21 protein-coding genes are annotated in these 25,022 nt (G+C 30.4%); 2 read left to right on the top strand and 19 right to left on the bottom strand.

What is annotated here, in order from left to right; genetic code table 11:
* Positions 1–2: 2 nt before the first annotated feature.
* From ACQY6M_RS07910 to ACQY6M_RS07845, 14 genes are all read right to left on the bottom strand, one after another.
* A complete protein-coding gene (locus tag ACQY6M_RS07910) occupies positions 3–449 on the bottom strand; it encodes a protein-disulfide reductase DsbD domain-containing protein (RefSeq protein WP_428740650.1) in 447 nt (148 codons plus the stop codon).
* Between the two features lie 215 nt (positions 450–664).
* On the bottom strand, positions 665–1,570 hold the full coding sequence (locus ACQY6M_RS07905) for a tetratricopeptide repeat protein (protein WP_428740651.1): 906 nt from the start codon (positions 1,568–1,570) through the stop codon (positions 665–667).
* Positions 1,567–3,336, bottom strand: coding sequence for a hypothetical protein (locus tag ACQY6M_RS07900; protein WP_428740652.1), 1,770 nt, complete (start codon positions 3,334–3,336; stop codon positions 1,567–1,569). Before ACQY6M_RS07900 ends, ACQY6M_RS07905 begins: the two co-directional genes overlap by 4 nt.
* A gap of 6 nt (positions 3,337–3,342) precedes the next feature.
* Positions 3,343–4,128 (bottom strand): type VI secretion system tube protein TssD, encoded by a 786-nt coding sequence (tssD, locus tag ACQY6M_RS07895; protein WP_428740653.1) that lies wholly within the window; start codon positions 4,126–4,128, stop codon positions 3,343–3,345.
* A gap of 38 nt (positions 4,129–4,166) precedes the next feature.
* Positions 4,167–6,536: a type VI secretion system protein TssR domain-containing protein gene (tssR, locus tag ACQY6M_RS07890; RefSeq protein ID WP_428740654.1), complete on the bottom strand. Its 2,370-nt coding sequence runs from the start codon at positions 6,534–6,536 to the stop codon at positions 4,167–4,169.
* The gene (locus tag ACQY6M_RS07885) at positions 6,494–7,426 is read right to left on the bottom strand and encodes a PKD domain-containing protein (RefSeq protein ID WP_428740655.1); all 933 of its coding nucleotides are present in this window, start codon (positions 7,424–7,426) and stop codon (positions 6,494–6,496) included. Before ACQY6M_RS07885 ends, tssR begins: the two co-directional genes overlap by 43 nt.
* An 11-nt stretch (positions 7,427–7,437) precedes the next feature.
* Positions 7,438–7,893, bottom strand: coding sequence for a type VI secretion system TssO (gene tssO, locus ACQY6M_RS07880; RefSeq protein WP_428740656.1), 456 nt, complete (start codon positions 7,891–7,893; stop codon positions 7,438–7,440).
* Between the two features lie 4 nt (positions 7,894–7,897).
* Entirely contained in the window at positions 7,898–8,383 is a 486-nt protein-coding gene (gene tssO / locus ACQY6M_RS07875) for a type VI secretion system TssO (protein ID WP_428740657.1), read from the bottom strand.
* Positions 8,384–8,395: 12 nt separating this feature from the next.
* Entirely contained in the window at positions 8,396–9,553 is a 1,158-nt protein-coding gene (locus tag ACQY6M_RS07870; protein ID WP_428740658.1) for a hypothetical protein, read from the bottom strand.
* On the bottom strand, positions 9,546–10,424 hold the full coding sequence (locus tag ACQY6M_RS07865; protein ID WP_428740659.1) for a TssN family type VI secretion system protein: 879 nt from the start codon (positions 10,422–10,424) through the stop codon (positions 9,546–9,548). The genes ACQY6M_RS07870 and ACQY6M_RS07865 overlap by 8 nt, the downstream gene beginning before the upstream one ends.
* 9 nt (positions 10,425–10,433) lie before the next feature.
* Positions 10,434–11,375, bottom strand: coding sequence for a hypothetical protein (locus tag ACQY6M_RS07860; RefSeq protein ID WP_428740660.1), 942 nt, complete (start codon positions 11,373–11,375; stop codon positions 10,434–10,436).
* On the bottom strand, positions 11,360–13,804 hold the full coding sequence (locus ACQY6M_RS07855) for an AAA family ATPase (protein ID WP_428740661.1): 2,445 nt from the start codon (positions 13,802–13,804) through the stop codon (positions 11,360–11,362). The genes ACQY6M_RS07860 and ACQY6M_RS07855 overlap by 16 nt, the downstream gene beginning before the upstream one ends.
* 3 nt (positions 13,805–13,807) lie before the next feature.
* A complete protein-coding gene (locus ACQY6M_RS07850) occupies positions 13,808–15,586 on the bottom strand; it encodes a hypothetical protein (RefSeq protein ID WP_428740662.1) in 1,779 nt (592 codons plus the stop codon).
* Between the two features lie 46 nt (positions 15,587–15,632).
* The gene (locus tag ACQY6M_RS07845; protein ID WP_428744946.1) at positions 15,633–16,067 is read right to left on the bottom strand and encodes a GPW/gp25 family protein; all 435 of its coding nucleotides are present in this window, start codon (positions 16,065–16,067) and stop codon (positions 15,633–15,635) included.
* Positions 16,068–16,154: 87 nt separating this feature from the next.
* Between ACQY6M_RS07845 and ACQY6M_RS07840 the strand changes: the two genes are divergently transcribed.
* Both ACQY6M_RS07840 and ACQY6M_RS07835 read left to right on the top strand, forming a co-directional pair.
* Positions 16,155–16,610: a hypothetical protein gene (locus tag ACQY6M_RS07840; protein ID WP_428740664.1), complete on the top strand. Its 456-nt coding sequence runs from the start codon at positions 16,155–16,157 to the stop codon at positions 16,608–16,610.
* Between the two features lie 30 nt (positions 16,611–16,640).
* A complete protein-coding gene (locus tag ACQY6M_RS07835) occupies positions 16,641–18,005 on the top strand; it encodes a DUF5458 family protein (RefSeq protein ID WP_428740665.1) in 1,365 nt (454 codons plus the stop codon).
* 112 nt (positions 18,006–18,117) lie between these two features.
* Here the strand turns inward: ACQY6M_RS07835 and ACQY6M_RS07830 are convergent, their stop codons facing one another.
* From ACQY6M_RS07830 to tssD (ACQY6M_RS07810), 5 genes are all read right to left on the bottom strand, one after another.
* Entirely contained in the window at positions 18,118–18,348 is a 231-nt protein-coding gene (locus tag ACQY6M_RS07830) for a hypothetical protein (RefSeq protein WP_428740666.1), read from the bottom strand.
* A 10-nt stretch (positions 18,349–18,358) separates the two neighbouring features.
* Positions 18,359–18,937, bottom strand: a complete 579-nt coding sequence (locus ACQY6M_RS07825) for a hypothetical protein (RefSeq protein WP_428740667.1) — start codon at positions 18,935–18,937, stop codon at positions 18,359–18,361.
* A gap of 96 nt (positions 18,938–19,033) precedes the next feature.
* Entirely contained in the window at positions 19,034–22,219 is a 3,186-nt protein-coding gene (locus ACQY6M_RS07820; RefSeq protein ID WP_428740668.1) for an HET-C-related protein, read from the bottom strand.
* A gap of 382 nt (positions 22,220–22,601) precedes the next feature.
* Positions 22,602–24,446 (bottom strand): type VI secretion system Vgr family protein, encoded by a 1,845-nt coding sequence (locus ACQY6M_RS07815; protein WP_428744945.1) that lies wholly within the window; start codon positions 24,444–24,446, stop codon positions 22,602–22,604.
* A gap of 140 nt (positions 24,447–24,586) precedes the next feature.
* Positions 24,587–24,985 (bottom strand): type VI secretion system tube protein TssD, encoded by a 399-nt coding sequence (gene tssD / locus ACQY6M_RS07810; RefSeq protein WP_428740670.1) that lies wholly within the window; start codon positions 24,983–24,985, stop codon positions 24,587–24,589.
* Positions 24,986–25,022: the final 37 nt, after the last annotated feature.

Below are 25,022 nucleotides of genomic sequence, written 5' to 3'. Positions count from 1 at the left end.
GATTAATTTACGTTAAAACTTAAAGTTACTTCTTTAGGAGGCAAACAGTTTTCACCTGTACAAACCATGTATTCTACCGCTCCTTTCACCGTAAATTTATCTGCCGTTTTTAATCGAATTTTTTGAGTAAAAACCGCTTTGGTATCAAAATATTTAATCTTCATCTCAAAGATTGGATCATCTACTACATGACCTTCTCCTTCACTTGTATTTCCTTTCTTTAAATATCTTGCATCTCCTTCAAATGTAAATAAGGTAGGAATTGGTCCTCCTTGTGGAATTTCTTGCGAGTATAAATGCCAGTCTTTTTGTATGGTAGCTACAGCTATTAATTCAGCCTCCTTATCAGATATTTTTTTAACTGAAGTAGTCCATTTTACTGGATCATGTACCTGTGCAAATGAAGTACTTCCAAAAGCCAATAACAGGAAAAAAAGTATTTTTTTCATCGTTTTTATTAGTTGTATTAATGTTTAATCGGTAAATGTAATGTCTTTATTCACTAAAACACAAAAGATTAAAAAAAGTTTAACATTAACAAAGAACGTAAAAATAAAAAGGCTTTCAATTAATTGAAAGCCTTTTTATTTAGCTGAGAGAACTCTACTATTATTTTATTCTAAACAAAACCATTTATTATATGTTCTGAAAAAATATAACAAACTTATTCTTTTATCCTTTCTAAGACTTGACTTGGTATTTTACGTTCTTTGTTTTTAGCTTTCATCTGTTCAACATAAACTTTATAAACTTGTTTAGCTTCCTCTTTTTTACCTAAGCCCCAATATGCATCTCCTAAATTAATATATGCAACTGTCCTGTTTGGAAACTCTTTTATGATTACTTCAAGAATATAAACGGATTCTTCATATAGACCCGATTGCTCAAGAAAATAACCGATATCATTAAACATGGTTAAATAATTTTTATTATAAACAGGACAATACTGATTGACTACATCAATCACTTCTATATCACAAGCTAATTTTAATTTATCAATATCTTTAGCTTTAAAAAGTTTTTCTACGAGATTAAAATATGGTCTTAAATCTGCATAACCATTTTCTTTATTTGAATTTAATTCAAATGCAAAGTAAACTGACTTACCATTAACATAATTTAAATCATACAAGAAATCACTCGAAAAGTTTTTGTCTATCGGGTAATTTAACCCTCCGTTAGACACATTAGCTTCATTAGAATCAGCTGAATAAGAGGTTCTTTTTATTATACTTTTAGAATTTAAATTCAACAAATAATTGCAAATCTCAATTGTTTTTCCAACTCCATATTGAAATTTAAGTTTATAAATACTATCACTTAATGAAGTTACACTAACATCAGCAATTAATGGGTTTTTTATTGTATCATTAATTACTTTGTCGTTTAGTTTAATCTTAAGAATATTATTATTACCTGATTTAAAATCAATCTTAAATGATGGTAATAATTCTTGTTTTTCATTTTTTGTGTTTAATGGCTCAATATTCCTTACTTTTTCAGGTTTCTTACATGAAAAAATCAGGCATAAACTAAAGCATAAAATCGTTAAAAAATTCTTATTTATCATTTCCCTGCTTTGTTTTTGATTTTATTGTATCTATTCTTCATATCTGTCCCACGTCGTGTCGTACCATAATCTTTAATTATTTCATTTTCATAAGTACTGTGATCATTTCCCCAATCATTTGGGTTTCTTGAAATTTTGGCTTTATGCTTATTTTCATCTCTCTCTTTCTTGTTAAAATCATCTATTTCTTTATCCTTTTTGTTAAAGAATCTATTAAGCGATGATTGAAAATCTGATTGCACCCATGCTGGGGCATTTACATGTTGGTCTAAAACCAAAGCTCTACCAAAATTTGATTTAAAATACTCGCTAATTTTATAATTGCTAACTTTTGTAGATAAGGAATAATCTAACCTAAATTTAAAATCTTTGATTTGTTTTTGTAAATATTTTTCGTCCAGCATTAATTTTATAATTGGTAAAATTGCCGTAGAAGCAATATTACTTTTTCCATAATTATCCTTATTGAACTCTTTACGAATAAACTTTTTTAGTTCTTTCCCTGTAATCTTTGTTTTATCTGGTTTCTCATAGTACATTGTATAGTTTTCATTTTCTCCCCAAAATTTACCAGCCTTTGTATCTGTTTTCTCAACAGTCCATTTACAACAAGATCCTAAATATTTTTGAAAAAGCTCTGGTTCTTCTTGCTTAAATTCCCAAATTTGTCTCGGTAATTCTCCATTTCCTTTATTATTTATAGTCTTTTGCATTGCTCCTGCGGTTAGCGCAACACTATCATATGACTGAACAGAATCGAAGTTACCTTCATTTGGTGACATATAAATCATAATTGTCTTTTCATTACTAGTCAACTCTTTATTTGCAATCATAGTATCCCAATGTGAAAAAGTCTCTATTGATTTGCTTCCTTTATAATATGGTCCATACCAATAATGTTTGACTCCTTCATCGTCTGTTTTATATTTATATCTAGTACACTTTATTTTTGATTGAAATTCTTCTCCGCAATCACATCCTTTTTTTAACTCAAACCATTTTTCCTCACCATAATACCAAAGATTAGGTCTATTCTCTACTATTTCTTCATACTTAACCTCAAACCAATTTTGATCTTTTGGTTCCGCATCAATAACCATAAACAACTTTGTTTTTTTATCCGGTGTTTTGTTTAATGCTTCCTTATATTTCTTTTGCTTTTCCTCATTTTTGGGTAGCAATGTTATTGCCTCTATTGCATAATTTTCAAAATCTTTTGAGTTTGATATATTATTTTTTTGCTGTTCTGCATATCTACCCACACAAGTTTTTACTAAAATAATTTTTTTCCCTTCTTTCTGTAAAACAATAGGACTACCTTTAGCTTGCAAACAATCTCCTTCAGCTTGTTTAAGATTCATTTTCACCTCTCTGTTAGCCATATTTTCCGTTTCTACTACCATATGTACCTCTTCACCTAAAATAGCATCATCAAGTCTGATAAATTTTATTTTTGGAAGAATTAAAGGAATTTCAATACAATCTCCTTTTGTATATGAATCTTTTCCAAGTACCTCTACTATATCTTTAACAGTAGTTTGCTGTTTTGTTTTTTGTAAAGAGCTCTTTATTTTTTCATAAATAATTGTTGCAGTCTTCTCTTTACGAGCTTTAGTGCTTGTATTATTGGTTCCCTTAAAAGTGTAACTATGTGTTTCTCCAGTTTTTTCTGAGCCTATGATTTCTTTTTTTGCTAAATAGGCTTTTTTTACTCGTTGGATTTTAATACCTAAAGTATTACTTGGTTTTACGGTTAGTGTTGCCATAGCTAATTAATTTTGTATTGTTTCTCTTTCTCCTTCTTGTTGAACTACTACGCGTAACTTAAGTTTATGTTCGCTACTAGTTACCTTAAAATCTTTTATAATATCGTTTTCGATAACCTTATCATTGTATATAAAATCTTTGGTATGGTCACTTAAATCGATATCAATTGTTTTCCCAATAGCATTTTCTGTTTTCAATACTAAGTACACTTCTTCTCCTGTATGTGGTTCGGCTTGTTTATTGCCTTGTAAATCGGTATAGTAACAGGTAAATCGAGGTGTTGTATCTTCTTTAGCTTTATAAGGTGCAGCTTCTTTTATTGGCACATAGCTTTCTTGCCAATGTTTGATATAACGAGTAGTACTTTTTTGATTCCAGCTTGAGTTTCTGAAAAATCGATAATCTTGCATTGCAGGCGATATGGTTAGCGTTACATACATACCTTTTTGATTGCAAAACTTTTCTTGATAATTTATAAGAGTAGCATCTTTAAAACTATACTCAAAAAGTTCTAATCCTTCAAAATCATCTTCGTAAAAAACTACTTTACCATCTCTTAACTGATAGAGATTAAACGGATAGTGGATTTTTTTGTTTTCTCTTCTATCTGCAATCATCCATTCAATAAAACTATCATCATACATTTGTGATTCAAAGGTTACAGTAATAATACCCCCTAATAGTGCAGAGGTAAGTTTACCGTTTACATCAGAAATTCGATTGTAGTCTAAATTGGTAGCGAAAAGTTCTCTTTCTTCTCCGCATACAAATAATTTTGCTTTAACATTCATCTTTTCAATTTTGCATTTTTTGGGGTTTCACCTTCTTTTTATGGTAATAGTTCTGAAGGTATAAAAAATACTTCTTTTTTATAGCCTTCTTCTATTTTTTGCAATTTGTTCTTTAAAAACAACTCTTCTAAGTTATTTATTTTTTCGTACTGCTGAAAATAAAATTTTTCAAAACCACTTCTTTCAACTTTCTTTCTAGGCAACTTATGTACTCGTAAACAATAGTATCCTTTGTGGTTTAATGGTATGCCTGATTTAAAATAAAACAAATCGGCTATAGTAGTTTTTCTAGTTAAAACATACCTATAAGCTGCTTTGTTTGCTATTTTTATTTGCTTTTGATAAAGACGCTTCATCACCCTTCTTTTCTTTCGAGTAATGGGTTTAGCCATTTGAGGAAATGTACTGCGGTAATTTTCTATCAATGCTATAATTTCGTCTTTATCCAATATGTATCCTTTTTTAAGAATGCTATCGTTAAGTAATGAGACCTTTTGGTAAAGTACCTCGTGTAAGTTATTTCTGTTTAATTGAAAAAGCCGTAAGCTATCTGTAGCTATTTCTTCATACTTTGCTTTTACAGTAGCTGTTGGTTCACTTCTTAGTACACCTAACTTTTTATTAAAATAATTTAAAGACGAAATAAGTTTGTCATTCGTTAAATTAGATCTATCTAAAATAGAATCTATCGTTGTTTCTAAAGATACTGGTGTTAATGTATTTTCAATTCCAGGGAAAACAACACCTCCGTTAAACAAGCTATTGTCGGGTGCGTCATACACATAAACATTGTCTTCATCAGTAGATATATTTTTTAAAATATTGTGTTCTACAATAATCTTATTATCTACAATAAAATTTTTAATGAACTCATTATAAAACTTCCCTGTTTTGTATAAAAACTCTTTGCTTCCTAATATATAATTCTGAGATTTAGCACTTTTATCACTATCCAATTGAGCAAAGATAATTTTAGGTGACTTTTTAGCTATTTTTTCAAAAAAAGAGTCTTTTTGCTTACTTACATCGTTGCTATTTTCTCTGCTGGATGCGATGATAAAAAAGTTATTTTCGAAGCGTTTTTTATCATCCGAAAAATTGTCTATTGCATAATCAACGGCATTAGGTATAGACATTGTTTTGGTAGTATACTCAACATTTAAATTATTTAAACCAGTTTCTATAACTGATTCAATAAAATTAATCCACTCAGAAAAAGAAGTTGATTTTTGAAACACTGAAGTTCCTTTTTTATCAATTAACATTGCGGAAAAATTATATTGAATATCTGAAGATTCTTTAAACAACGATATATATAAACTTTGTAACGAGTTTAGTATTTTTTTCAAATGTTCACTGTCTTCGCTCTTAGAAATAAAGTGGAGGTTAACTACTTTAGATTCCTCTTTCATAAACTTTATTTCCTTGGTGTAAAAGCTATTCCCTTTTACATTAATTAATTTATTTTTATCATGATTCCATACATAAACTGGGGCTATTAAATCATTAGTTATATCTGATTTTAAGTTTTTAGAACCCGTATACAAGTATTTTGAATAAATATCATCTCCAGCAAGTTTTACCGTATCATTATTACAAACTGCAAATAAACTATCTGTTTTTTGGATAACATATACTTGATTTTGGCCTATAGGTGTTATTAGATTTGATGGTATCCAGCCTACAGTTTGAGAAATAGAATCTTTTAAAACTGGTTGATTAGATACGAAAACAGCTTTTCCTTTTTCGTCGTATTTATAGGCATATACTATTTGATTTGACAGTAATTTTTTTGTTGATTTAATTCTAAAGAATGGATCTTTATACACATTAACAGAGTCAACCTCCATATACGATTCTAAATCAAAAAGCCTTGAAACTTTATCGGTACCTACTTTGTATTTTATAGGTTTATTATTACAAGCTTCGAGAAAAGAATGGTTATAGTTAATTACATTACTTATAGGTATCCATCCTAAATATTCTACTTGTTCTTTATCTTTAAAATTATACTTGTCTCCATAAAACATGGAAAAAATACCTTTTGGTTTACCTACTTGATCAGGATTAGCTACTACCACCTCATAAGAACCTTCTTTTTCATCAATCACATATAACGGTGTAAGCAAGCCCTTTTTCTTAAACTTTTCTTGTACGTATGGACCTTTATAAAAAGAATTGTTTTCTCGATCTGAAAAAACCATTTTTACAGACTCATCATACTTTACATCAACTTTTTTTAAGTAGTTAAATTTACCTGCCTTTACTTTTTCAATTTTATCATAAGTTCCTATAGTTTGAGAAATAATAGGAAAAGAATATAGTGAAAGGAGTAAAACAAAAAATGTTAAGTTGTTGTACTTTTTTATTGTAATAAACTTTGTGTTACGTTTAGTCTTTTGAAACATTTAATTGTATCTATTTCAACTTTATTAATAATTATTTTACTTCTTTTCTTATTCTCTAGATAATGTAATCCTTGACAATAACTAAAAAAGTCATTATAGCGACCTCCATTTACAATTACAAGTATATCTTCAGCTTGATTACATGTGTAATTGTTTTTAATATAGTTTAGGTTTTTATAAAAGGTGCTCCTATCTGTAACCTTACTATCAGCAATTGCTTGAAGTCTTTTTCTGATATCATTTTGCACCACCCCTAAAGAATCTACTTTTTCTAATTCTTCTACCTTTTCAAATCGTGGTAAAATTCTTATGTAGTGATATATAGGGTATTTTAAGGTGTTTGTTTGAAGTTTTACTCTATAATCGCCAGGCTTAGTATACCTATAAATTACTTGTTTTTCATAGGCATCTACTGTTCCTGTTTCTCCAAACTCCCAGTACCATGTGTTAATCCCTTTTCCCTCTGTAAAAAACACTAGTTCTTCACCGGCATAACCTTCATCAACACCATGTATTTTCACTAAAGAATCTCTAGGAGATAATTTTGGTAATGAAACAACCCCTATTTTTTTAGAGGTTATAAATTTATCATTTACAGCAATAGACACTAAATATTTTCCATCTTTGGGGTACTTATAATCTATGTTTCCTGCCTTAACAATAGAATCGCCATTTCCCATATGCCATACAACATCTCTTCCATTTACCAGAGTTGTATCATTTAGAAGAAAAAATAATTTTTCTCCAACTTCAAAATGATAATTATTATTAGACTCAGACACATAAAAATCTAAATTGCTAAGTCTTGATTTATACGGTATGAATATTGCTAATGCTAGTAGTAATAAAGCAATAAATATTAATATTGCTAGCTTGAGTTTATTAGACATCTTTCTAGTTTTTAAATATTTGCTTTACATTCTTCTAAGTTCTCTTTAAGAACTCTATTATTTCTTTTCACAGCATTGAACTCCTCACTTAAATCATAAAACATCTTAAGTATTTTTGATGATTGGACTCCAAAAATGTATCTGTTGTTCATATCATTATCCCTATACACTCTCTTATACTGTTGTATTTCTTTGTCCAGTTCATCTAATACCTGAATTTGTATTACATCAAAAGGGATTTCTTGAATCTTTTTATGGGTGCTTTTGATACGCTCTGTGTAATTTTCTTGCACATCAAAAACCTCTTCAGAAGCATCAATACTATTAAGAAGTTCTTTGCTCTCTACAACTGGTACTTTAAAAATAAATTTGGTGAGTATGATAAACACTCCTGTTGAAAGTATTAGAAACAGCAGAAAGAATCTTATTTTTTCCCAAAAAACTTCATATTTATCCATTTTATCCATAGCTCTATTTTCTATTTAAATCCTTATACTTTTCTCTACATTTTTCTAACTGCTCTTTGTTTACTTCTCTTACATCTACTTCTGTATTATACTGTTCTAAAAGCGACTGTATATTTCTTATTTCAGACAAAAACTCTCCATAAATTTTATAATATTGATTTTCAGCTTTTGTACTATCAATATCTTGTCTAATTTCAATTCTAGCATTTGTAATAATCTTCTGCATTTGCCTATACTCTCCAATACTTCTTCTCTTATTCTTTAAGCTATATAAATTTTTAAAAAGTTCTTCCATTCTAAAATTTAACATGGCTTGCTTTTTAAAGACATCGTTATAGTGTGATTGTTTATTCTCAATAAGAACCATACCTCTTTCAGCAATAACTAATGTGGCATAAAAACAAAAACATAGCACTATCGTTGTAAAAGAAAATGACAAAAAGAACCTCCAGAATTGTTTTCTTCTATCTTTATAATTTAGAGCTTTCATAAAAATTTAGTTTTAATCAATTATACTCCAAGTACTATTTCTTCCTTTACTTCCACTAAATTGACCTAAAGACTCTTCATTAATTACAATGTTATCTTTTCTTTGTCCTATGTATTCTAGTTCACTCATTTTTCTAAAAATATGCTCTAGCATAGCTACAAACCTATTCAACACGCTAAAAGTCTCAGAAATTTCTATATGATTGTACTTAACATTTACAGTATCCGCTATTAAATCAAGAATATAAGAAGGTTTAATATCTGTCCATTGGTAATAATATTGAAGCAATTCCTCTTTCTCCTTATCATTCATAATACTCAAACAAATAGAAAGCTTGTTTGCTAAAACAACTAACCTATCTACTAAATAGATTGGAGGGTTTTTAAAAGATATATTTTCTAAATTGAATATATTATTACTGTAATAATCTTGTAGCTTTTCACAAATTAAAAATGTATTTGTAACCAGTTTATTATTATTTCTTTGCTCATTATTCTTCTTAAAAACCTTGACAGTATAATTTTTAACGCTAATAAGAACCTGTAACAACCCTTTGCTAAAACTTTCTAATTGCTCATTAGCGGAAAGATTAACCACTGGTGGTATATAATCTTGATCAATTGAAAACAACCCATTTACCCATAAAATTTTTGATACCACTAAAAAGTGCTCTTTTAAAAAACTTGTATTCGTTTGTGATACAGGAACAGTGTGCAATACTAATTTAGGTAACACATGTGGGTGATGTAAAGGCAAAACTTCAGGATCTGGCATTCCAACAGGTAAATACTCAAAAGGAGATAATGTTAAGATTACATAAAACTCTTCACTTTCGGTTCTATCAAAATCTGAAGTTTTTAGGGTTACAGAAGGTGAGTCTTCCCCATATAAATCAGGATGATAAATGATTCTATACCCTTCTTGTGTAATTGCGTTACAAGATTTAAGTTTAATTGTTAAAGAATTATCCCCATCCGTTAAAGCTTCCAGTTGTAAATTTTCAAAGTTACTCGTTCTTTCAATCAATCCGTATTCATAACTTTTAAGACAAACCGAACTATAATCTTTAATAGTTTCTACGACATTGTTATAACTTTTAAAAAAATGTTCTGCAGATATTTTAACTCCGTCAGTCCAATTTACAGGTAAATGATTCATCTTCTTATTCATTATCAATAGTATTTATTGTTGTTCTTCTAATATAAATAGTTTGCTTATTTCTAATTTTATTAAACCTTCCATCCTTTTCTGCATCTAGTACTTTGGTGAAAAGAGGAACGTTAAACCACTTGTTTGTATAAAATATCCAACCAATAGGTTCTCCTTCTATATTTGTATCTATCATTCTATCCGGAAACCTAAAATTTTGGTCTTCAACAAAACGGTTGAACCACATACCAACAGAGACTTCTAGTGGTAATTTTACCGAAAAGGAACTGTAATTCACATCTTCAGGAGTTCTTTTAATTTTAACCGTTACTTGAATTAATTTAAATACATCTACATTATCCCAGTATAAACTATTCGCCTCATCATTAGATACATTCCATGCTTTGTAAAATGGCTTAGAGATGCTTAGAAAATAACTTAACGACATGTTGTATAGAAAAGGTAAAACAAACCAGATTACAGATAACATAGCCCAAACAGCATAGGGAAGACCACTTATTTTCTCAAAAATTAAGTAGTATAACCACCCCGAAAGAATTATGATTATAAAAATAAAAAACAGGGTATGAAATTTATTTTCAATTCCAATAGACTTGTAAAACTTTGTATTTGTAAAGAAAGTAAAGAAGACTCCCAAAAAAACATAACATAAAACTGTAAGTACTAACCCTATCCAAACAAATTCATATTTTAATAAACTAATAAAAACAGGAGCAATAAGTATAAGAGTAGTTAACAGTATTAATACTATTGCCTTTTTAATATTGAATGCTTTTTTTGCTTTAATTATGTTATTTAAAACTACTAATGCAACAGTAGCTATTAATGGTGCTAAAAGAAATTTTAAAAAATATACTATTATTATATTCATAACATTTTTTTAGTTTAAATACGAATTGTACCCCAAGAAATTTCCAGACAAAATAAAGCCTTGGTCAGGGTCTGATTTAAATGTAACGTTAATTTTCCTTGATGAAATTATGAAGAAGTTTAAAACCTCCTTTATCATTAAACTATACCTATCTAAGGTTTTAAAATCTTCAACATTGTTCTCTAATTGAACTTCAACCTTAATATCATCTATCTCACTTTCTACTTGACCACTTAAGCCCAAATTGACACCTAAAACAGCATCTCCTAAGCTTAAAAAAGGAGATTCGTTAATAACATTAGGCGTGTATTCAATCTTTACTTTTAAACCTAATACTGTATGTATTAATTTTTCAAGTTCAGGTAGATTTTCTTTGAAAGATTCAGATTTACATAAATTGAGAAACAGCTTGTAAAATGATTGATCAGACATTAGTAAGTCGACATTTACTATCTGCTTGAAAATATTTACTAAGTTCTTTTTTGACTTCTCATCTGAGAAAAAATTTAAACTTCTGTTGTTAATTTTTACTTTCTCTTTAAAGATTTCAGTATCAAAAAAGGTAAAAAAATCAAGATCTTTCTTTTCCTTTTCTCTATTCTTTCGAATAGTATTTACTACATCTTTTTTATTGTTTGAATTAACCCCTAAAGAAAGTGGGTAGAAAAATATTTCAGGTAGTTGATGATATATACTACTCTTACTAAGATGTACAACTATATTTTCCTTAAAATCAACATCTCTAGAGGTAAAAACAGAATCAACGTTTAAGACATCTTTAGATTGAGCTCTGGTATTCATTCCATGATTCTTAACAATCAATGTATCCAGAATATCTTTGTCTAATAAATACTCTAATTCCCCAACAAAAGCCTCTGCAATAAAATCAGATGCCATGTTACGAACGAGTTCATCAATAACTATGTAATCTTCTTTTACAACAGCTCCCATACAAGATTTTCATTTTTATAGTCTAGTAAAACTCGATCGCCTTTTTTTACCTGTTCAGAAACAATCATTTTAGACATTACTTTCTTAACATAGGTTCTTACCACGCCTGCTATAGGTCTCGCTCCATACTTTTGCGAAAACCCTTTTTTAGATAAAAACATTAAAGCGTCTTCAGAAATATTTAATTCTATTTGTTTTTGCTGTTCTAATTGCTTTTTCAGCTTATTAAAATGCAGTACTAATATATCTTGTGCTACTTTTTGGTTAATTGGAGCAAAAGGAACAACTTCTGTTAACCTTCCTAAAAATTCAGGTCTAAAATATTGGGCCATCACCTCTATTAACTCATTAGAAGTTGGGGTTTTTCCTTCCGTAATTTGTTCTGCAATCCATTGACTTCCAATATTCGATGTAAAAATGACAATCGCATTAGAAAAATCTCCCTCTCTTCCTAATTTATCATGAACGATTCCTTCGTCCATTAGCTGAAGAAAGACATCATACACAGAACTATGTGCTTTTTCTATTTCATCAAAAAGAACTACTGAATAAGGACGCTGCCTTATTTTGGTTACCAGCATCCCTCCTTCTTCATAACCTACATAACCTGGAGGTGCTCCATAAAGTAAGGCTGCAGAATGTTCTTCTTTAAATTCAGACATATCAAAACGAATCATTGCATTTTCATCATCAAACAACAATTCTGCTAACGATTTTGTCAACTCTGTTTTTCCTGTACCAGTAGGGCCTAAAAAGAAAAAAGAACCTATTGGTTGCTTAGGGTTACTAAGCCCACTTCGTGATTCAATAATAGCATCAGAAAGTGTTTGGATAGCACTCGATTGCCCTTTAACTCTCTCTTTTAATTTTTTATCAATATTAAGAAGTCGTTCTTTTTCTTCGGTTTGAATTTTACCTAAAGGAATTCCTGTAATCTCAGATACAACTGCTTCAATATCCATTTCGCTTACTGTATCTATACTATCATTAGCTAACTCTTTTAACGCTGATAAAAAATCATCAATCTTTGCTACCTCTTCATCTAAATTTTGATTGTCAGGCAATAATTGGAATGACTTATTAACTCTTGACGTTTGAATAACACTTACTTTTCTGTATATCGTATTTAACGCCAATTGCAAATCAGAAAAATCGAACTTTTCTGAATCTTTTACCTCTTTAAAATCCTTTTCTATTTTATCTACCTCTTCAGTAACAGTAGCATTACTCATTTTTACTGCAGCTACAGTTTTGTCAATTAAATCTATAGCTCCGTAAGGAAGTTTCTTCTCTTTAAAATACCTCTTAGAAAGGTGAATTGTTTCTTCAATAGCTTTATCTGAAATCTTAATACTAAAATGTTCTTCTAATCTTTTCTTATGCTTATGCAAACATTTTAGCATTTCAACTTCTCCTAGTTCTTCTAGTTTTAAAATTTCTAATTTGCTATTGATTGGATGCTTCTCTAAACTCTTTCTATATGAATCGGCATTAATTGTGAAAATCATATTGATTTTCCCTTCACTCAATTGGGCATTTAATATGTTTACAATAGCATTTGCTTTACCAGTAGCGTTTTCTAACAACACATGAAGATCATCTATCACTAATATTGAAGGAACATTAATAGATTCTAGTTTAGAAAAAACCTCAGATACTTTTTTATTTGCTTCATTTTCTGAACTAGCACTTGCTAACAGTCTTGGCACATTCAATTTAAAAACTAAATGGCTTTTTAAATATTCATCTGTACTATAACTAAGCTCTCTTACAAAGTAATTTATTGTAGCTGTTTTACCAATTCCTGAGTCTCCAACTAAAATAATCCCTTTGCTTTCAGATCTTTCAAAATTTTCTAACGTTAATCTTACTTCTTTTTCTCTTCCTAAGATTAACTTTCCTTTTTGAATTACCTCATCTGTTTGAAGGTTATCTAAGTATGAACTTATGGTAGATACATCTCCTTTAAAATCAGATTCCAGAAAAACAGGCTGATTTGCATTGTAATGTTTTAAAATATCTTGCTCAGTTATACCAAGAGTTTCTATTTGTTGACTAGAGTATACAACTCCATCTCTTATCACTGCAGAAAATACACAAAGTGCATCTATGTTATCTGTTCCCAGTTTAATTTTTGAACGTTCTGACTCTTCAAAAACTTTAACAACCTCATCATCTGGATGTACATCTTCTTTTCCATTAAATGGGGTTGATTTGTACATTTCTTGCATTACTTCAAACCATTCAAGAATATAATTAACGTCTTTTCCCATGCCGCTAATTACCTCCTCTAAACCAGTAGGTTCATTGATTAATGCTGTTATTAAATGACAAACACCGTAAGTGCTATGATTTTCTTTGTAAGCAACGCTTTTAGCTCTTTTAATACTTGATAAAGCACTTGAGCTGTAATCTCTTTCTATCATCATTTTTTAAATAAAAAATACTTTATACGTTATATTGGATACTGATTTTTTTTCTAACTCTTTTTCAAGGTAATAACTAAATAACTCCTGTTTTTCTTTAGAAAATAAATTCTTCATCGTTTTTATATGTACTTCTGTAGTTCTTATTAATCCCTTTTTCTTCTCTTTTGAAATTGCTACCCCATCCTTTACATCAACTCGTTCAACAAAACCATCAATCTTGCTCTTAACAAAACTCTTTACATCTTCTTTCGTTACGATTCTTTCTCTGGTCAATAATCCATATCGCAAACCATTTATCTTATCGTGCTCCTCTTTTCTAATATATCCACCTATGGTTTCTGTTTTTAATTTAATGGTACTGTTTATGAATTTCCCCATTCGATATTGATTAAAAGTATAACTCTTATCAATACCATTTGCCTGGTTTGCGTTTGTTAACCAATACTGAAATTCATAATTAAAGGCATCTTTATAGGGATAAGTTAATAAGAAAGTCTTGTCATTATTTGCATTTACTTCTCCAAACTCTAAATAAATTTTCTTGTCAATTTCATCGAGTTTTTCGTGTAAATCATCTAAATAAGCTTGTATGATATCATAACCAATAGAAGAAAAAGCACTTCCCTCTTCTCTTACTGTTTGTGATGTTTTACTTAACATCGTTTTTGCACTTCGTGTATCAAACCTACCTATATCTCCAAAATATAAAGAATATCCTCCTTCAAAACTTTCAGTAGAGTTCTTAATAACATTTACATAATTATTTCCTCTATCATCATTCAAGCTTTCAATGTTCAAAAAGTAATCTTCTCCTTTACTTAACATTGATAGTATTCTTCCGTTCTTTCTGAAGTTATGCTGTTTATATTCTAGCTTTCTATTAACTACCGGGAACGTATTTAAGCTTATGTCTATTCCTTCTATTTTTTCTTTAGAAAAAACCTCCGGAAGTCTTACCTTAAACCAAAGTAATTTTTCATCTAAATCTTTAGGCTCAATAAAAAAATCTGTTTGCTCACCAAATAATTCATTTATTGATTTTTTTTCCTTGCAAGACTCTTGTAAACTTAATTTATAAAAGGAGTCTTCATAAAAAGAAACCACATCATCAAAATAATGTACTTCTTCATTTTCATTAACTAAAATCTCCCTTTGTAAAGACATTTGATTCCCCTTAGCATCATACACTTTCATTGTTTTTAGAAAGGGTAATAAAGCGCTATCTTTCAATATAAAAGTGAGGGATAATTCTTTAACCTCATCCAACAATTCATCAGGCATTTCTACTCCAAACCAAAGCTCATAGTCTTTAATTCTTTTCTCTGTAGATAAATTAAGAGCTTCTTCAATACTTCCTAACTTATTTTCATATACAAGTTTATCATCATATCCTATATACTTTACTGAAGCATTGATAAGTTGCTTTGTTATGATTGGCGTAAAAAAGACATCTAACCTTTCTTCTCCAAAACGCCTTTTAGAGCAATAAAAATGATCTGAAACTTTTAATGTGGTTGTATTTTCTTCTGGTTGGGCTTTTAGCAAAGCATGCGAAGGAGATGGTAAAGACCATTTGTTATTCACTAACACTCTAGACAACCTATCCAATAATTCTTTATCAGAAAGCTCTATCTGTTGGTGTAATTTTGAAATCTCATAAGCAAAAGTGTGAAGCATTAAATCTAAAATGGGATCAACATTCCTTTTATCCTTAATACCCCATAATTCCATAGAACGCGTTAGCATTCTATTTTTTATTTTCACAAAATATTCATCTTTCATAGGTGGGGGACCTGCTTTTTTTATTCTTTTATTTTTCTATTTTCTTTTATTGTGACAAAGGGCTAATATAAAAAAGTGTAGCGAAATTAAATGGGGTTTCGGTTTCAACTATAGTTCCAAACACTTTAATTTCAGCCTTTCTCCTCACGTGTACATCTATTGTATCTGCACTATCATCTATTTCTGAAAGCCGTACACTTACATCAATATCCTTCAATCTGGGTTCATATTCAGAAAAAGCATCGTACAAGGAGTCTTTTACTTTTTCTTCCCATTTATTAATTTTAACTAATTGATTAAACTCTAAATCCCAAATATCAGAGCCATAATTGGGCCTACCAAAAACCTCTCCTTGTTTTAGGGTAGCTATTACCATTAAGTGTTGTGCTATGGATTCTTCTAAAGAGCAATCTAATTTGCCTTTTTCATAATCACCTTTAATTAGACTAGAAAAGTCTAATGGAAGTTTCATGTACTTCATTTATCTTCTCTTTTCATTTTTTTCGGTAAATATAACTTTTTTAATCAATTATTTACTAGATTCGTATCACAAACAAAAAAAATTATTATGGCAATTTACAATTATGGTATTGGAGGAAATGAAGTTAAGGTTGACGCAAATGAGTCAATCGCTGACATTTCTTCTAACAAAACCCTTTTAATTCAAAAATTAACGGACGAAGCTCCTGCGACCCCCGAGGCAGTTTATGGCTTAGACACTATTCAAGCTGTTTTTGAAAAGTTTTCACCATCTGTTCAACTAGAACATATTGATGAAAACGGGGCCGATGTTAAAGAAACTTTAGGTTTTAATAACCTAAGCGATTTTAACGTCGAAAATATCAAGGCAAATAGTCCATTTTTAAGCAAATTAGACATTGAAAAAGATCAGTATTTAAGAATTTCCAGACAATTATCTTCAAACAGGGCTTTAATAAAAGCGCTAAGCAATCCTGAAACAAGAGATGTATTCATCAAAGTTTTAGAAGAATCTGTTAAAGAGATTGAGCAGTCTGAGAAATAAAAAAAATTGATAAAAAGAAAAGATTAAAACATGTCTACACAAGTAAAAACACAAAAATTAGAAGAGAAAAGCATCCAATCTCCAAGTCAAGAGGTTGCAAGTGCTATTGAGGGTATTAAAGAGTATGGAGGATTTTCCTTTATAGAGAACATCGTTGATGGTTACTCTAACTTAAACCCTAAAAGAAAAGCGAGAAAAAACCTTTTCTTAAATGATGAGCAATGGGAAAGCGAAAGAAAAAACTTAAAAAACAGAATTTCTGTTTGGTTAGAAATTTTAAAAAATGGTGAAAGCATTGAAAAAATGTGCGACACCGCTAAAGAAAAAGCTACAAACATTGAAAATGTTTTAAACACAAACCTTAAAAGAACTTTAGATCGTACCAAAGAATTAGAAACTTCATACAGATCGGTTGCTTTATTTTATAAAAATACTGAAAGCGATAAAGTTAAGAATGTTACTATTTTAAACGCTGATTTAAACCAGTTAAAAGATTTAGAGAATCCTCTTTTTATAGACTTTGTATCTAACGAACTAAAACAAAATTTTGATAGGTTAGACTTAAAAGATAACTATTCAATCTTAGTAGTTCCTGGATATTTAGGATCTAATGCTGTATTAGACAGATGGTCTAAATTAGCCCATGAAAACAAAGCTGTTTTACTTACCGATTTCCAAGATTTAGAAACAGCTGACGATATCGTTGATATGTTTGCGAATGTAAACCACGCTGGTGGAGAAGTATACAAATCAAACACTTTAATGACTTGTAACTGGCTTCTTGGACGTAGAAAAGAAGACTCTGTAGGAGAAGAAGACAACCTATACGTACCACCATCATCAGCTTTAGCGGGTAAGATATACCACACTTTAATGTCGCAAGTTGTTGCTGGTAAAAAGTTTGGAGGTCTTAATGAGGTAGAAAGCGTAAGGTTTGATCTTAAAAAGAGTGAAATCTCTGAGATTGAGAAAATGGGACTAGTACCTATGGTTAATGAGTACAGCAAAGTAATGGCTTTCTCTGCAAAAACATTGTTTAATGGGGATAACTTAGGTTTACAAACTTATTCTGTTGTTCGTGTTTTTGACCATATAACTAAAGTATTATTCGATTTCTTAAACAGAAGAGCTTTTGAAAACTGGAGTTCAAGAACTGAAGCCGATTTACGTCGTCAAATAGTTAAGTTCTTAGATGATATTCAAGGACCTACAAAACTAATTGAGCGTTTTAAGGTAATGAAAATAGAACAAGACAGAGATCAAAAAGACAGAGTATTATTAGACATTCATATTACTCCGTATTTCCCTGCAAAAAGTTTTGTTATTCAATTAGACGGACACAAAGGTGATGGTCCTGAAGATGCTGTATGGCATAGTGAATATTTACAACAATAAACACTATATATAATTTATAAATAAAAAGAGAGGAATTAATTCCTCTCTTTTTTATTTCCCTAAAAGTAAAATCTACTTCCTTACTTTCAATAAGATATTTGATTAAGAAGTGTTACTCAATATTTTTAGTTTCTTTTTCTCTAAAGAAAAGAAAACTAAGTCCCGTCCAAACTACCCAAATACCGATTAATCCTGTATAAAATAATTCTCGACCATTCTCTAAGGAATGATTTAATACCTTTAGTACAATAAAAGCCCAAAGACCGAATAATACTACTTGTCCTGTGAAATAAAAAATCTTTCCCTTTTTACTTAAATATTTTAAAAATAATTGTTCTAGCATAGCAATTTACTTATATTTTTTCATCATAATAAATGTGAATACTTTTTACCTCATTAGTTTCTTCTAGTTTCCAGGCTCCACTTATATATAAATGACCTCCACCTTTTCTATGATATGAAACAGGGGAGTCTAAAAAATAAATAAGCTCATTATTGCATGAATATCTAAAGGTATAACCACTACTTTTAATACCTATTTCATCAAATGTTGTATCAGCTCGTTTAATGTATTCATGCATTTTATCAGTTTGGTTAAGCAATGTATTATTAAGCATAATAGTAGTATTTCCTTCCATCTGTATATTAGGATATTCTAGATAAGTGTCCTGTATAAAGATATATATATCTCTAACTTTATTTTTCTCTATAACAATTTCCATCCCTTTTTGTTTATTATAAACAAAATAAGGCTCATTTTCATTTTCAGAAGTCTCTTTTTCTTTAACCCAATTTTCTCCAAAGACTTCTTCAAGCTGTTGTACAGACATTCCCAATTCAAAAGGCTTACCATTGTATTTTAAATTGCATCCATTTAGCTCAAAACGATGTTCTTGTGTCATAAATTTCTGGTATTCAAGGGTATCATTCATAGTTCGCGTTTTTTTAGCTGTTGGTTGACATCCAAACATTAATAAATTTATAATTAAAAGATATGTATAATTTAAAAGGTTCATCGTTTTTATATATTAACAATTACTAGGTTTATAGTATTGTTTGTTATAATTCTTTTTTAATTCTTTGGCTTGGTCTAATACTTTTTGTCCATCAAGTAAAAGGTTTTTAAAATTTTCACGTAGGCTACCATCTGTATCAAATTCAGAAATAATTGCATCCATAGTTGTAAAACCTTTTCCTGCTCCATTTATTTTTCCATCTGCCATATTAATAAGTTGTTTATTAAAACTGTTAATTTCCTCTATGCCATGTATTAAACTATCTATAACCACACTTGGTGTACTTGCCTTACATACTTTATCTTTATTTTTTGTAGCCCATTCTAACACTATCTTATCTTGCCAGCTAGAAACAGCTGGGTGTTGCATAATAATATCAACTTCTTTTAACACATCACTTAATGGGGTGTTTAACTTCCATACTTTTAGCATTTTTTCACCTACTCTCTTAACAGCTTCAACTGCCAATATAGCTGATAATTCGTGCATAGGTTTATCAGGATCATCTTTTGCTATTTGTGTATGGGAAGGATTTGTACCTATAGCAATACCATTTTTTTGTATTTGAGTAATCTGCTCTTGCATCAGCAATTGTGCATCAGCAATACGCTTACCACAAATTTTCAATAAATTATAAAAACCAAAATTAATCAAAGCTCCTATGCGCTCCATAATATCATGAGCATATTCTCTCATAAATTTTGGCAACTTATTTTTGGCTCCTACAATACCATCGCGTATTTCTAATAAATCATTAAAACGTTTTTCATAGGAACCATCATTTACACCTGAACCATCAGCATTTTGTATTTGATCTAAATCTTTACACATTTCTAATATAAACACGTCGTTAATCGTTCGCTCATTAGGTTTAGATTCTTCATAAGGGGTTATCTCAATAGAAAATAGTTTCTCTTCTAAAATAGGTAATACACTTGCTAACATATCCAACTCGCCAAAGGTACCTGTTACAACAGGTATAAAGCGAGCTATTTGATTAGGCTCTGTAACCACCCTTTCATCATATTTCATTTTAGTAACGCCTATTACAGAAGGGGTCGCTTTTAATCTCAAATATCTTTCCGCCTCTTTGGGTGGCAACTTAGCAAAGGTATCATAGTTGAAATTTTCTGCTCCCGGGTATGGGGTATGGTTAGGCACCACATCTACCCATGGAAAAACTCGGTCATTTTCATATACCTTAGCCACAGCAATTTCTACATAATTTGTGTGTGCAAAATAATCTTCTATAACATGTAAAGCAGCCCCAAAATTCACCATGGATGTCATGTTAGAAAAATTCGGGTTACTTTTAGCACTTTTTATTTGCTCTTCAACATATTCATAAGCGGTACGTGTAGTAGAGAAGTTACTGCTATCAGCATCTGATGAATGTGTACGAATATAATTTTTCATACCATATGTTTTACCTATAGCTAATTCTATTTGAGTGGGTTTTCCTACAAAACCGTATTTTTCACCTTCAGCATTTAGCTTTGGGTTATGCTCATTTTTATCAATAGGAATGGTAAGAGGGTTGTCGATATGCTCGTCTGGACGATATACTCCTAATACTTCTTTAGTAATATCTAAATATTGCTTTTTAAAATCAGTCAGTCGTTTATCGTAATTATTCTCATTTAAATCAGCCTTGTCCTCTGGTTTCATAAATTCCATTACGGCTAAAATATTTACCACATTAGTCATCAATTCACGAGACCATGTAATTGGACGTACTTTTTTTTCTTGGTAAATAATATTTGTTTCAAAACTAAACCAAGTGGAAGGACTAAAAAACTCTCCTTTATAACTTGCATCTACCCCATAAGGCACTTGAACGTTAACCTTTTCATCACTAGGGTTACCATTCATTATATTTTTAATGTTCTTTAAATCCCCTTTTTCTTTTTTTGAGTATTCAATTACACTATTAGCTAAGGGACGAATAATTCCTGGATCTACTAACTGAGAAAAATCACGCAACCAATTCCCTAAATAAATTTTATTAAGAATCTTGTTTAGCTCTTTTTCATTCGTTATTTTGTATATACGTTTAATTAGGTCCTTCAAAGCAACTTCTTCAATATCTTGGTGCCCATACTTACCATGTCCAACATCTATTTTTCCAGCTTTATAATTATTTATTTCACCATTATCATTTCTGTTTTGACGCGCCTCATTTACATATTGTTTTAGATTACTATGTAGTTCTTTCCATTCCCATACTAACTTTTCATTAGCACCATCAATAACAGCATCTGCAAAATATTGTTCTTCTTTTTCTAACAAGTTAAGTTGTATAACTTGTGCCGCAAACTTTGCTCCTACATCTCCTTGACTCCCTTTTTTAGGAGGTAGATTTTCTTTATCTTTCCCTGTAGTATAAGTATTATGCAACAAATAATGAATATGATGCCCAACTTCTTCTACTAGAGCTACCATAAGTTCAGCTCTTTGATCATTATCCTCTTTGGCCTTACGCACAAACCTTTCTGTTACCAAAATTTCTTGTGTCTTATTACTATACCCAGCAGGCCCCTTACCATTAACACTATTGCTTTTTACTACTTTAATTTGGGGATTTAATAGAGCATTGTTTTCTTTGGCATGGTTATACAATTTTTGTACTGCTTCATTCTTATAATGATTACCATATATACGTTTTATAACGTAGGTAAATAATATTAAGCTATCCTTTTTTGCTATTTTTTGCAGCTCTGTTACTGCAAAAGTACTGGTAAGGATAATTTCTTGTACTTCTTCGTGCTCATTCTCTTTAAGACTATTTTGATTAATTTCTGCTTTTCTATTTGAATTACCTGTCAATGTAGTAAGTATTCTATCTTTAAGAGTAATTGAAGGAAAAGGAATCTCATCCTCATCCATAGTTCTTGACGGAGTCTGAGTAGCATTACTAATAATTACATTAGCTTCACCAGAGCTAATTACTCCACCATGAGCTGTCATATCACCTAAACAAGTTACAGATTTACCGTTAAAAAAAACAAAAGGATCGCCTTGAGCCACTGTATCTGGGGGACCAGCACAAGTGCATAAGCTTCCCATAGTAGCGGCTGGTTTGCCATTAATTAAAATATTAGGTTCTCCTTGTGCTATTGGGCCACCTATATGGGGTGTGCTACCACTACACATTGGGCAGGTATGCATACTACCTACAGTTGCTATTGGTCCTGGCATAGTTCAATTTTTTTATTCGTAAATACTTATAGGGTTAGTTTTATTCTTACTTATTCTTTCTGTTCATGCAATACAAGCTATTACCAATTTTATTAAAAACTTTAATAGGGCAATCACATGTTTCAAATTTCTTTTTTATACCCACTACCTTTTCTTAACCTTAAACTCAACTTTTCAAAAACTTCTTTTTTTGTATTTACCCAAGATAAGAGAATATAGGGGGTAACAGTTCCTTCTTTAAATAACTGATAATTAAAAACAGGAATAAAATGAGTTACACCTTTTCATTAAGAAACTTATTTTATAAGTTTTAATTAGGTTATTTATATTTCATAATACATTTATAGAAGCTATAATTTTGAATTATTATGTAAAAATTATTTTACATAATTTCAATTTTCCCACTAGCTCCTTGTACAGTCGTCATCTGACCTTGCATTTTAGTTTGTTGTCCTTTTAGCTCAGTTGATGCTTGCCCTTCTATAGTAGCATTTTGCCCTTTGATAATAGTATTACTACTTGCTTTAATAGCTATGTTTGCTTTACTTGTAATACTTGTGTCTTTATCTGCCTGTGCTTTAATTACCCCTTTTGACAATATTGAAGTATCTTTTTCTGATGCTGTTTTAATTTCTCCTTTAGCTTGTAGTTCAATATTTTCTTCTGCAATTATTTTTACATTTTTAGCCGAAAACTCCATTGTCTCTGCTGACTGTACAAATAATGATTTTTCCTTGGTATCAAAAGTAATGATACTTCCGTCCTTATCCTTAATCGTTATTTTCTCATTGTCCTGAGTATCATCTAATTCGATTGTATGCCCTCCTCTGGTGACAATGCTTTTCTTTATATTTTTATCTCCACCACCTGCTCCAGTTTTACCTGTAAACATACTTCCCATAACAAAAGGCCTGTTAGGATCATCGTATTCAAATCCTATCATTACCTGATCTCCTACCTCTGGTACAAAAACAAATCCTCTGTTGGTTTCTGTAAGTTCGCTACTCCCCGCATCAGGAGTCATTACACGAATAAAATCTGTTGTTTCTCCGTTGGCTTCTTGCCAAAAGAACTGTACTTGTACACGTCCTTTATTTTCTGGATCTTGGTTGCTTACTACTTTTGCTATTTGATTGCTAGCTTTTGCTGAGGTTATATCTTGATTTAAAGGCAACCCTTTAGTACTTGCTGGTATCGCTTCAAACGTGTTGTAATAATCCTCCTCCATGTTAGCAAAGTGACTTATTTGAGTTATGATATACTCTCCATATTGTTTTACAGTATATTCACCTTCGTCATACTTTGCTGCACTTACTTTAATTAATGAACCTAAACGCAACCCTTTTGTGACTCCTGTGGCTCTTAACACATTACTTTCAGCTGTAATACCTTGTAAACGTTTTTCTAAATAGGCATCTAATGACGACTTATCTTGTAAGAACACATCACTTACTCCAAAATCTTTAACCTCTTGGTACATTTCTTTTGAGGCCTTTAATGCTGTGTTTCCTAAATCATTTAATCCATCATTGGTAGCTTTTAAGTCTCCTTCAAAAAACTGATCGCTTAATGGATCATAACTATAGGTAGCTAAAGTAGGAGTATACGTCTTAGCTTTTATTTGTAATTCTTTTAAGTCTTTACTGTACTCAAGTTCTATTGGTTCTTCACCTTCTGAATCTGGTTTCCCAAAAACTATATTTACGCCATCAAAATAAAACCATTCATTGTATTGATATGCCAATCGCTGTAAGTATTTATAATCACTTTCTCCATATTGACATTGGTATTGAATAGTACTTGTATAGCTTGGTTTTACTTTACTGTTGATTGTTGTAGTCTCTATAATTTCTGAAACTACTGATTCTAAATCCTTTTCTAACCACGATTTTTGTTGCTTTCCGTTTTCTAACAACACAGTTTGAGACAATCCTCTCACCACTAATTCTCCATGTAATCCTACTTGATCATGACGTATAGATACATCTAGAATAACACCAACAAATGCCTTTCCTGAGACGTTGGTAGTAAGTTGTTTACCTAACCATTCTTTTGATTTATCTAATGTATAACTCCCTGACTCTTCAACAGTTTCAATATCTAAAACTATTTCAAAAGTGTGGTGTTTGTATAAGAATTGATTAACTGTAATTTCTTTGTAGTTCTTAACAAAGTTACCATCAATGGTAATTTGCTTATCTAAAGCTTCTTCTTTTATCTTGTGCATAGTATTATTTTTGGGGGTTAGTTAGTTTTTGTAACTAAAAACAACTATTGACACCTAATTTTTAAACAGAAAAAGACCTTCCTTAGAAAAGAGAAGGTCTTTTATTTTATAAAAACTAAAAGTTAATTAGTCCTTCTCAATTAAGCAACTGGCCAACGGTTATCTAAGTTAGCATTTCCGATTACTAATTCTTCTGCTGAGAAAGTAACTGTTAATTTCATTGGAATTTCGTCGTTTACATCTAATTCTTCCTTGAAGTAAACAATGTAAGCATTTTTAAACTCCACTTCTTTCATCTTTGAGTCTTCATCTGTTTTCTTGAAGATAATTTTACCTTCAACTGCTTTAAACTGACTATTTACCATTGCTTCAATAACAGAAGTGTCTGATGTTGACTCAATAGTTAAAGTAACTCTACCTCCGTTAACACTTGATGAAGGCTTTCCTTTTGCATCAGTGTTTCTGTTTAAAATGTACTCTGTGTGTAATACGTCGAATTCTTTTCCTGCGAATTCAAAACTAGCTCTAAAAGATCCCATAACTTTCTTTTTTTTGGGTTAAATAATTAATTAAAAA

Origin of the sequence: Tenacibaculum sp., from assembly GCF_050290165.1 — a bacterium.
Taxonomy (GTDB): domain Bacteria; phylum Bacteroidota; class Bacteroidia; order Flavobacteriales; family Flavobacteriaceae; genus Polaribacter.
Note: the sequence above shows the minus strand (reverse complement) of the source record. Positions and strands in the feature narration are given on the sequence as shown.

What these genes read in the sequence shown, in the direction of transcription:
- ACQY6M_RS07820 (WP_428740668.1), bottom strand. Translation starts at nt 22,219, where the DNA reads ATGCCAGGACCAATAGCAACTGTAGGTAGTATGCATACCTGCCCAATG.
- tssO (WP_428740656.1), bottom strand. Translation starts at nt 7,893, where the DNA reads ATGGATAAAATGGATAAATATGAAGTTTTTTGGGAAAAAATAAGATTC.
- ACQY6M_RS07910 (WP_428740650.1), bottom strand. Translation starts at nt 449, where the DNA reads ATGAAAAAAATACTTTTTTTCCTGTTATTGGCTTTTGGAAGTACTTCA.
- ACQY6M_RS07830 (WP_428740666.1), bottom strand. Translation starts at nt 18,348, where the DNA reads ATGCTAGAACAATTATTTTTAAAATATTTAAGTAAAAAGGGAAAGATT.
- ACQY6M_RS07865 (WP_428740659.1), bottom strand. Translation starts at nt 10,424, where the DNA reads ATGAATATAATAATAGTATATTTTTTAAAATTTCTTTTAGCACCATTA.
- ACQY6M_RS07835 (WP_428740665.1), top strand. Translation starts at nt 16,641, where the DNA reads ATGTCTACACAAGTAAAAACACAAAAATTAGAAGAGAAAAGCATCCAA.
- ACQY6M_RS07855 (WP_428740661.1), bottom strand. Translation starts at nt 13,804, where the DNA reads ATGATGATAGAAAGAGATTACAGCTCAAGTGCTTTATCAAGTATTAAA.
- ACQY6M_RS07825 (WP_428740667.1), bottom strand. Translation starts at nt 18,937, where the DNA reads ATGAATGATACCCTTGAATACCAGAAATTTATGACACAAGAACATCGT.
- tssR (WP_428740654.1), bottom strand. Translation starts at nt 6,536, where the DNA reads ATGTTTCAAAAGACTAAACGTAACACAAAGTTTATTACAATAAAAAAG.
- tssD (WP_428740670.1), bottom strand. Translation starts at nt 24,985, where the DNA reads ATGGGATCTTTTAGAGCTAGTTTTGAATTCGCAGGAAAAGAATTCGAC.
- ACQY6M_RS07905 (WP_428740651.1), bottom strand. Translation starts at nt 1,570, where the DNA reads ATGATAAATAAGAATTTTTTAACGATTTTATGCTTTAGTTTATGCCTG.
- ACQY6M_RS07870 (WP_428740658.1), bottom strand. Translation starts at nt 9,553, where the DNA reads ATGAATAAGAAGATGAATCATTTACCTGTAAATTGGACTGACGGAGTT.
- tssD (WP_428740653.1), bottom strand. Translation starts at nt 4,128, where the DNA reads ATGAATGTTAAAGCAAAATTATTTGTATGCGGAGAAGAAAGAGAACTT.
- ACQY6M_RS07815 (WP_428744945.1), bottom strand. Translation starts at nt 24,446, where the DNA reads ATGCACAAGATAAAAGAAGAAGCTTTAGATAAGCAAATTACCATTGAT.
- tssO (WP_428740657.1), bottom strand. Translation starts at nt 8,383, where the DNA reads ATGAAAGCTCTAAATTATAAAGATAGAAGAAAACAATTCTGGAGGTTC.
- ACQY6M_RS07845 (WP_428744946.1), bottom strand. Translation starts at nt 16,067, where the DNA reads ATGAAGTACATGAAACTTCCATTAGACTTTTCTAGTCTAATTAAAGGT.
- ACQY6M_RS07860 (WP_428740660.1), bottom strand. Translation starts at nt 11,375, where the DNA reads ATGGGAGCTGTTGTAAAAGAAGATTACATAGTTATTGATGAACTCGTT.
- ACQY6M_RS07885 (WP_428740655.1), bottom strand. Translation starts at nt 7,426, where the DNA reads ATGTCTAATAAACTCAAGCTAGCAATATTAATATTTATTGCTTTATTA.
- ACQY6M_RS07840 (WP_428740664.1), top strand. Translation starts at nt 16,155, where the DNA reads ATGGCAATTTACAATTATGGTATTGGAGGAAATGAAGTTAAGGTTGAC.
- ACQY6M_RS07850 (WP_428740662.1), bottom strand. Translation starts at nt 15,586, where the DNA reads ATGAAAGATGAATATTTTGTGAAAATAAAAAATAGAATGCTAACGCGT.
- ACQY6M_RS07900 (WP_428740652.1), bottom strand. Translation starts at nt 3,336, where the DNA reads ATGGCAACACTAACCGTAAAACCAAGTAATACTTTAGGTATTAAAATC.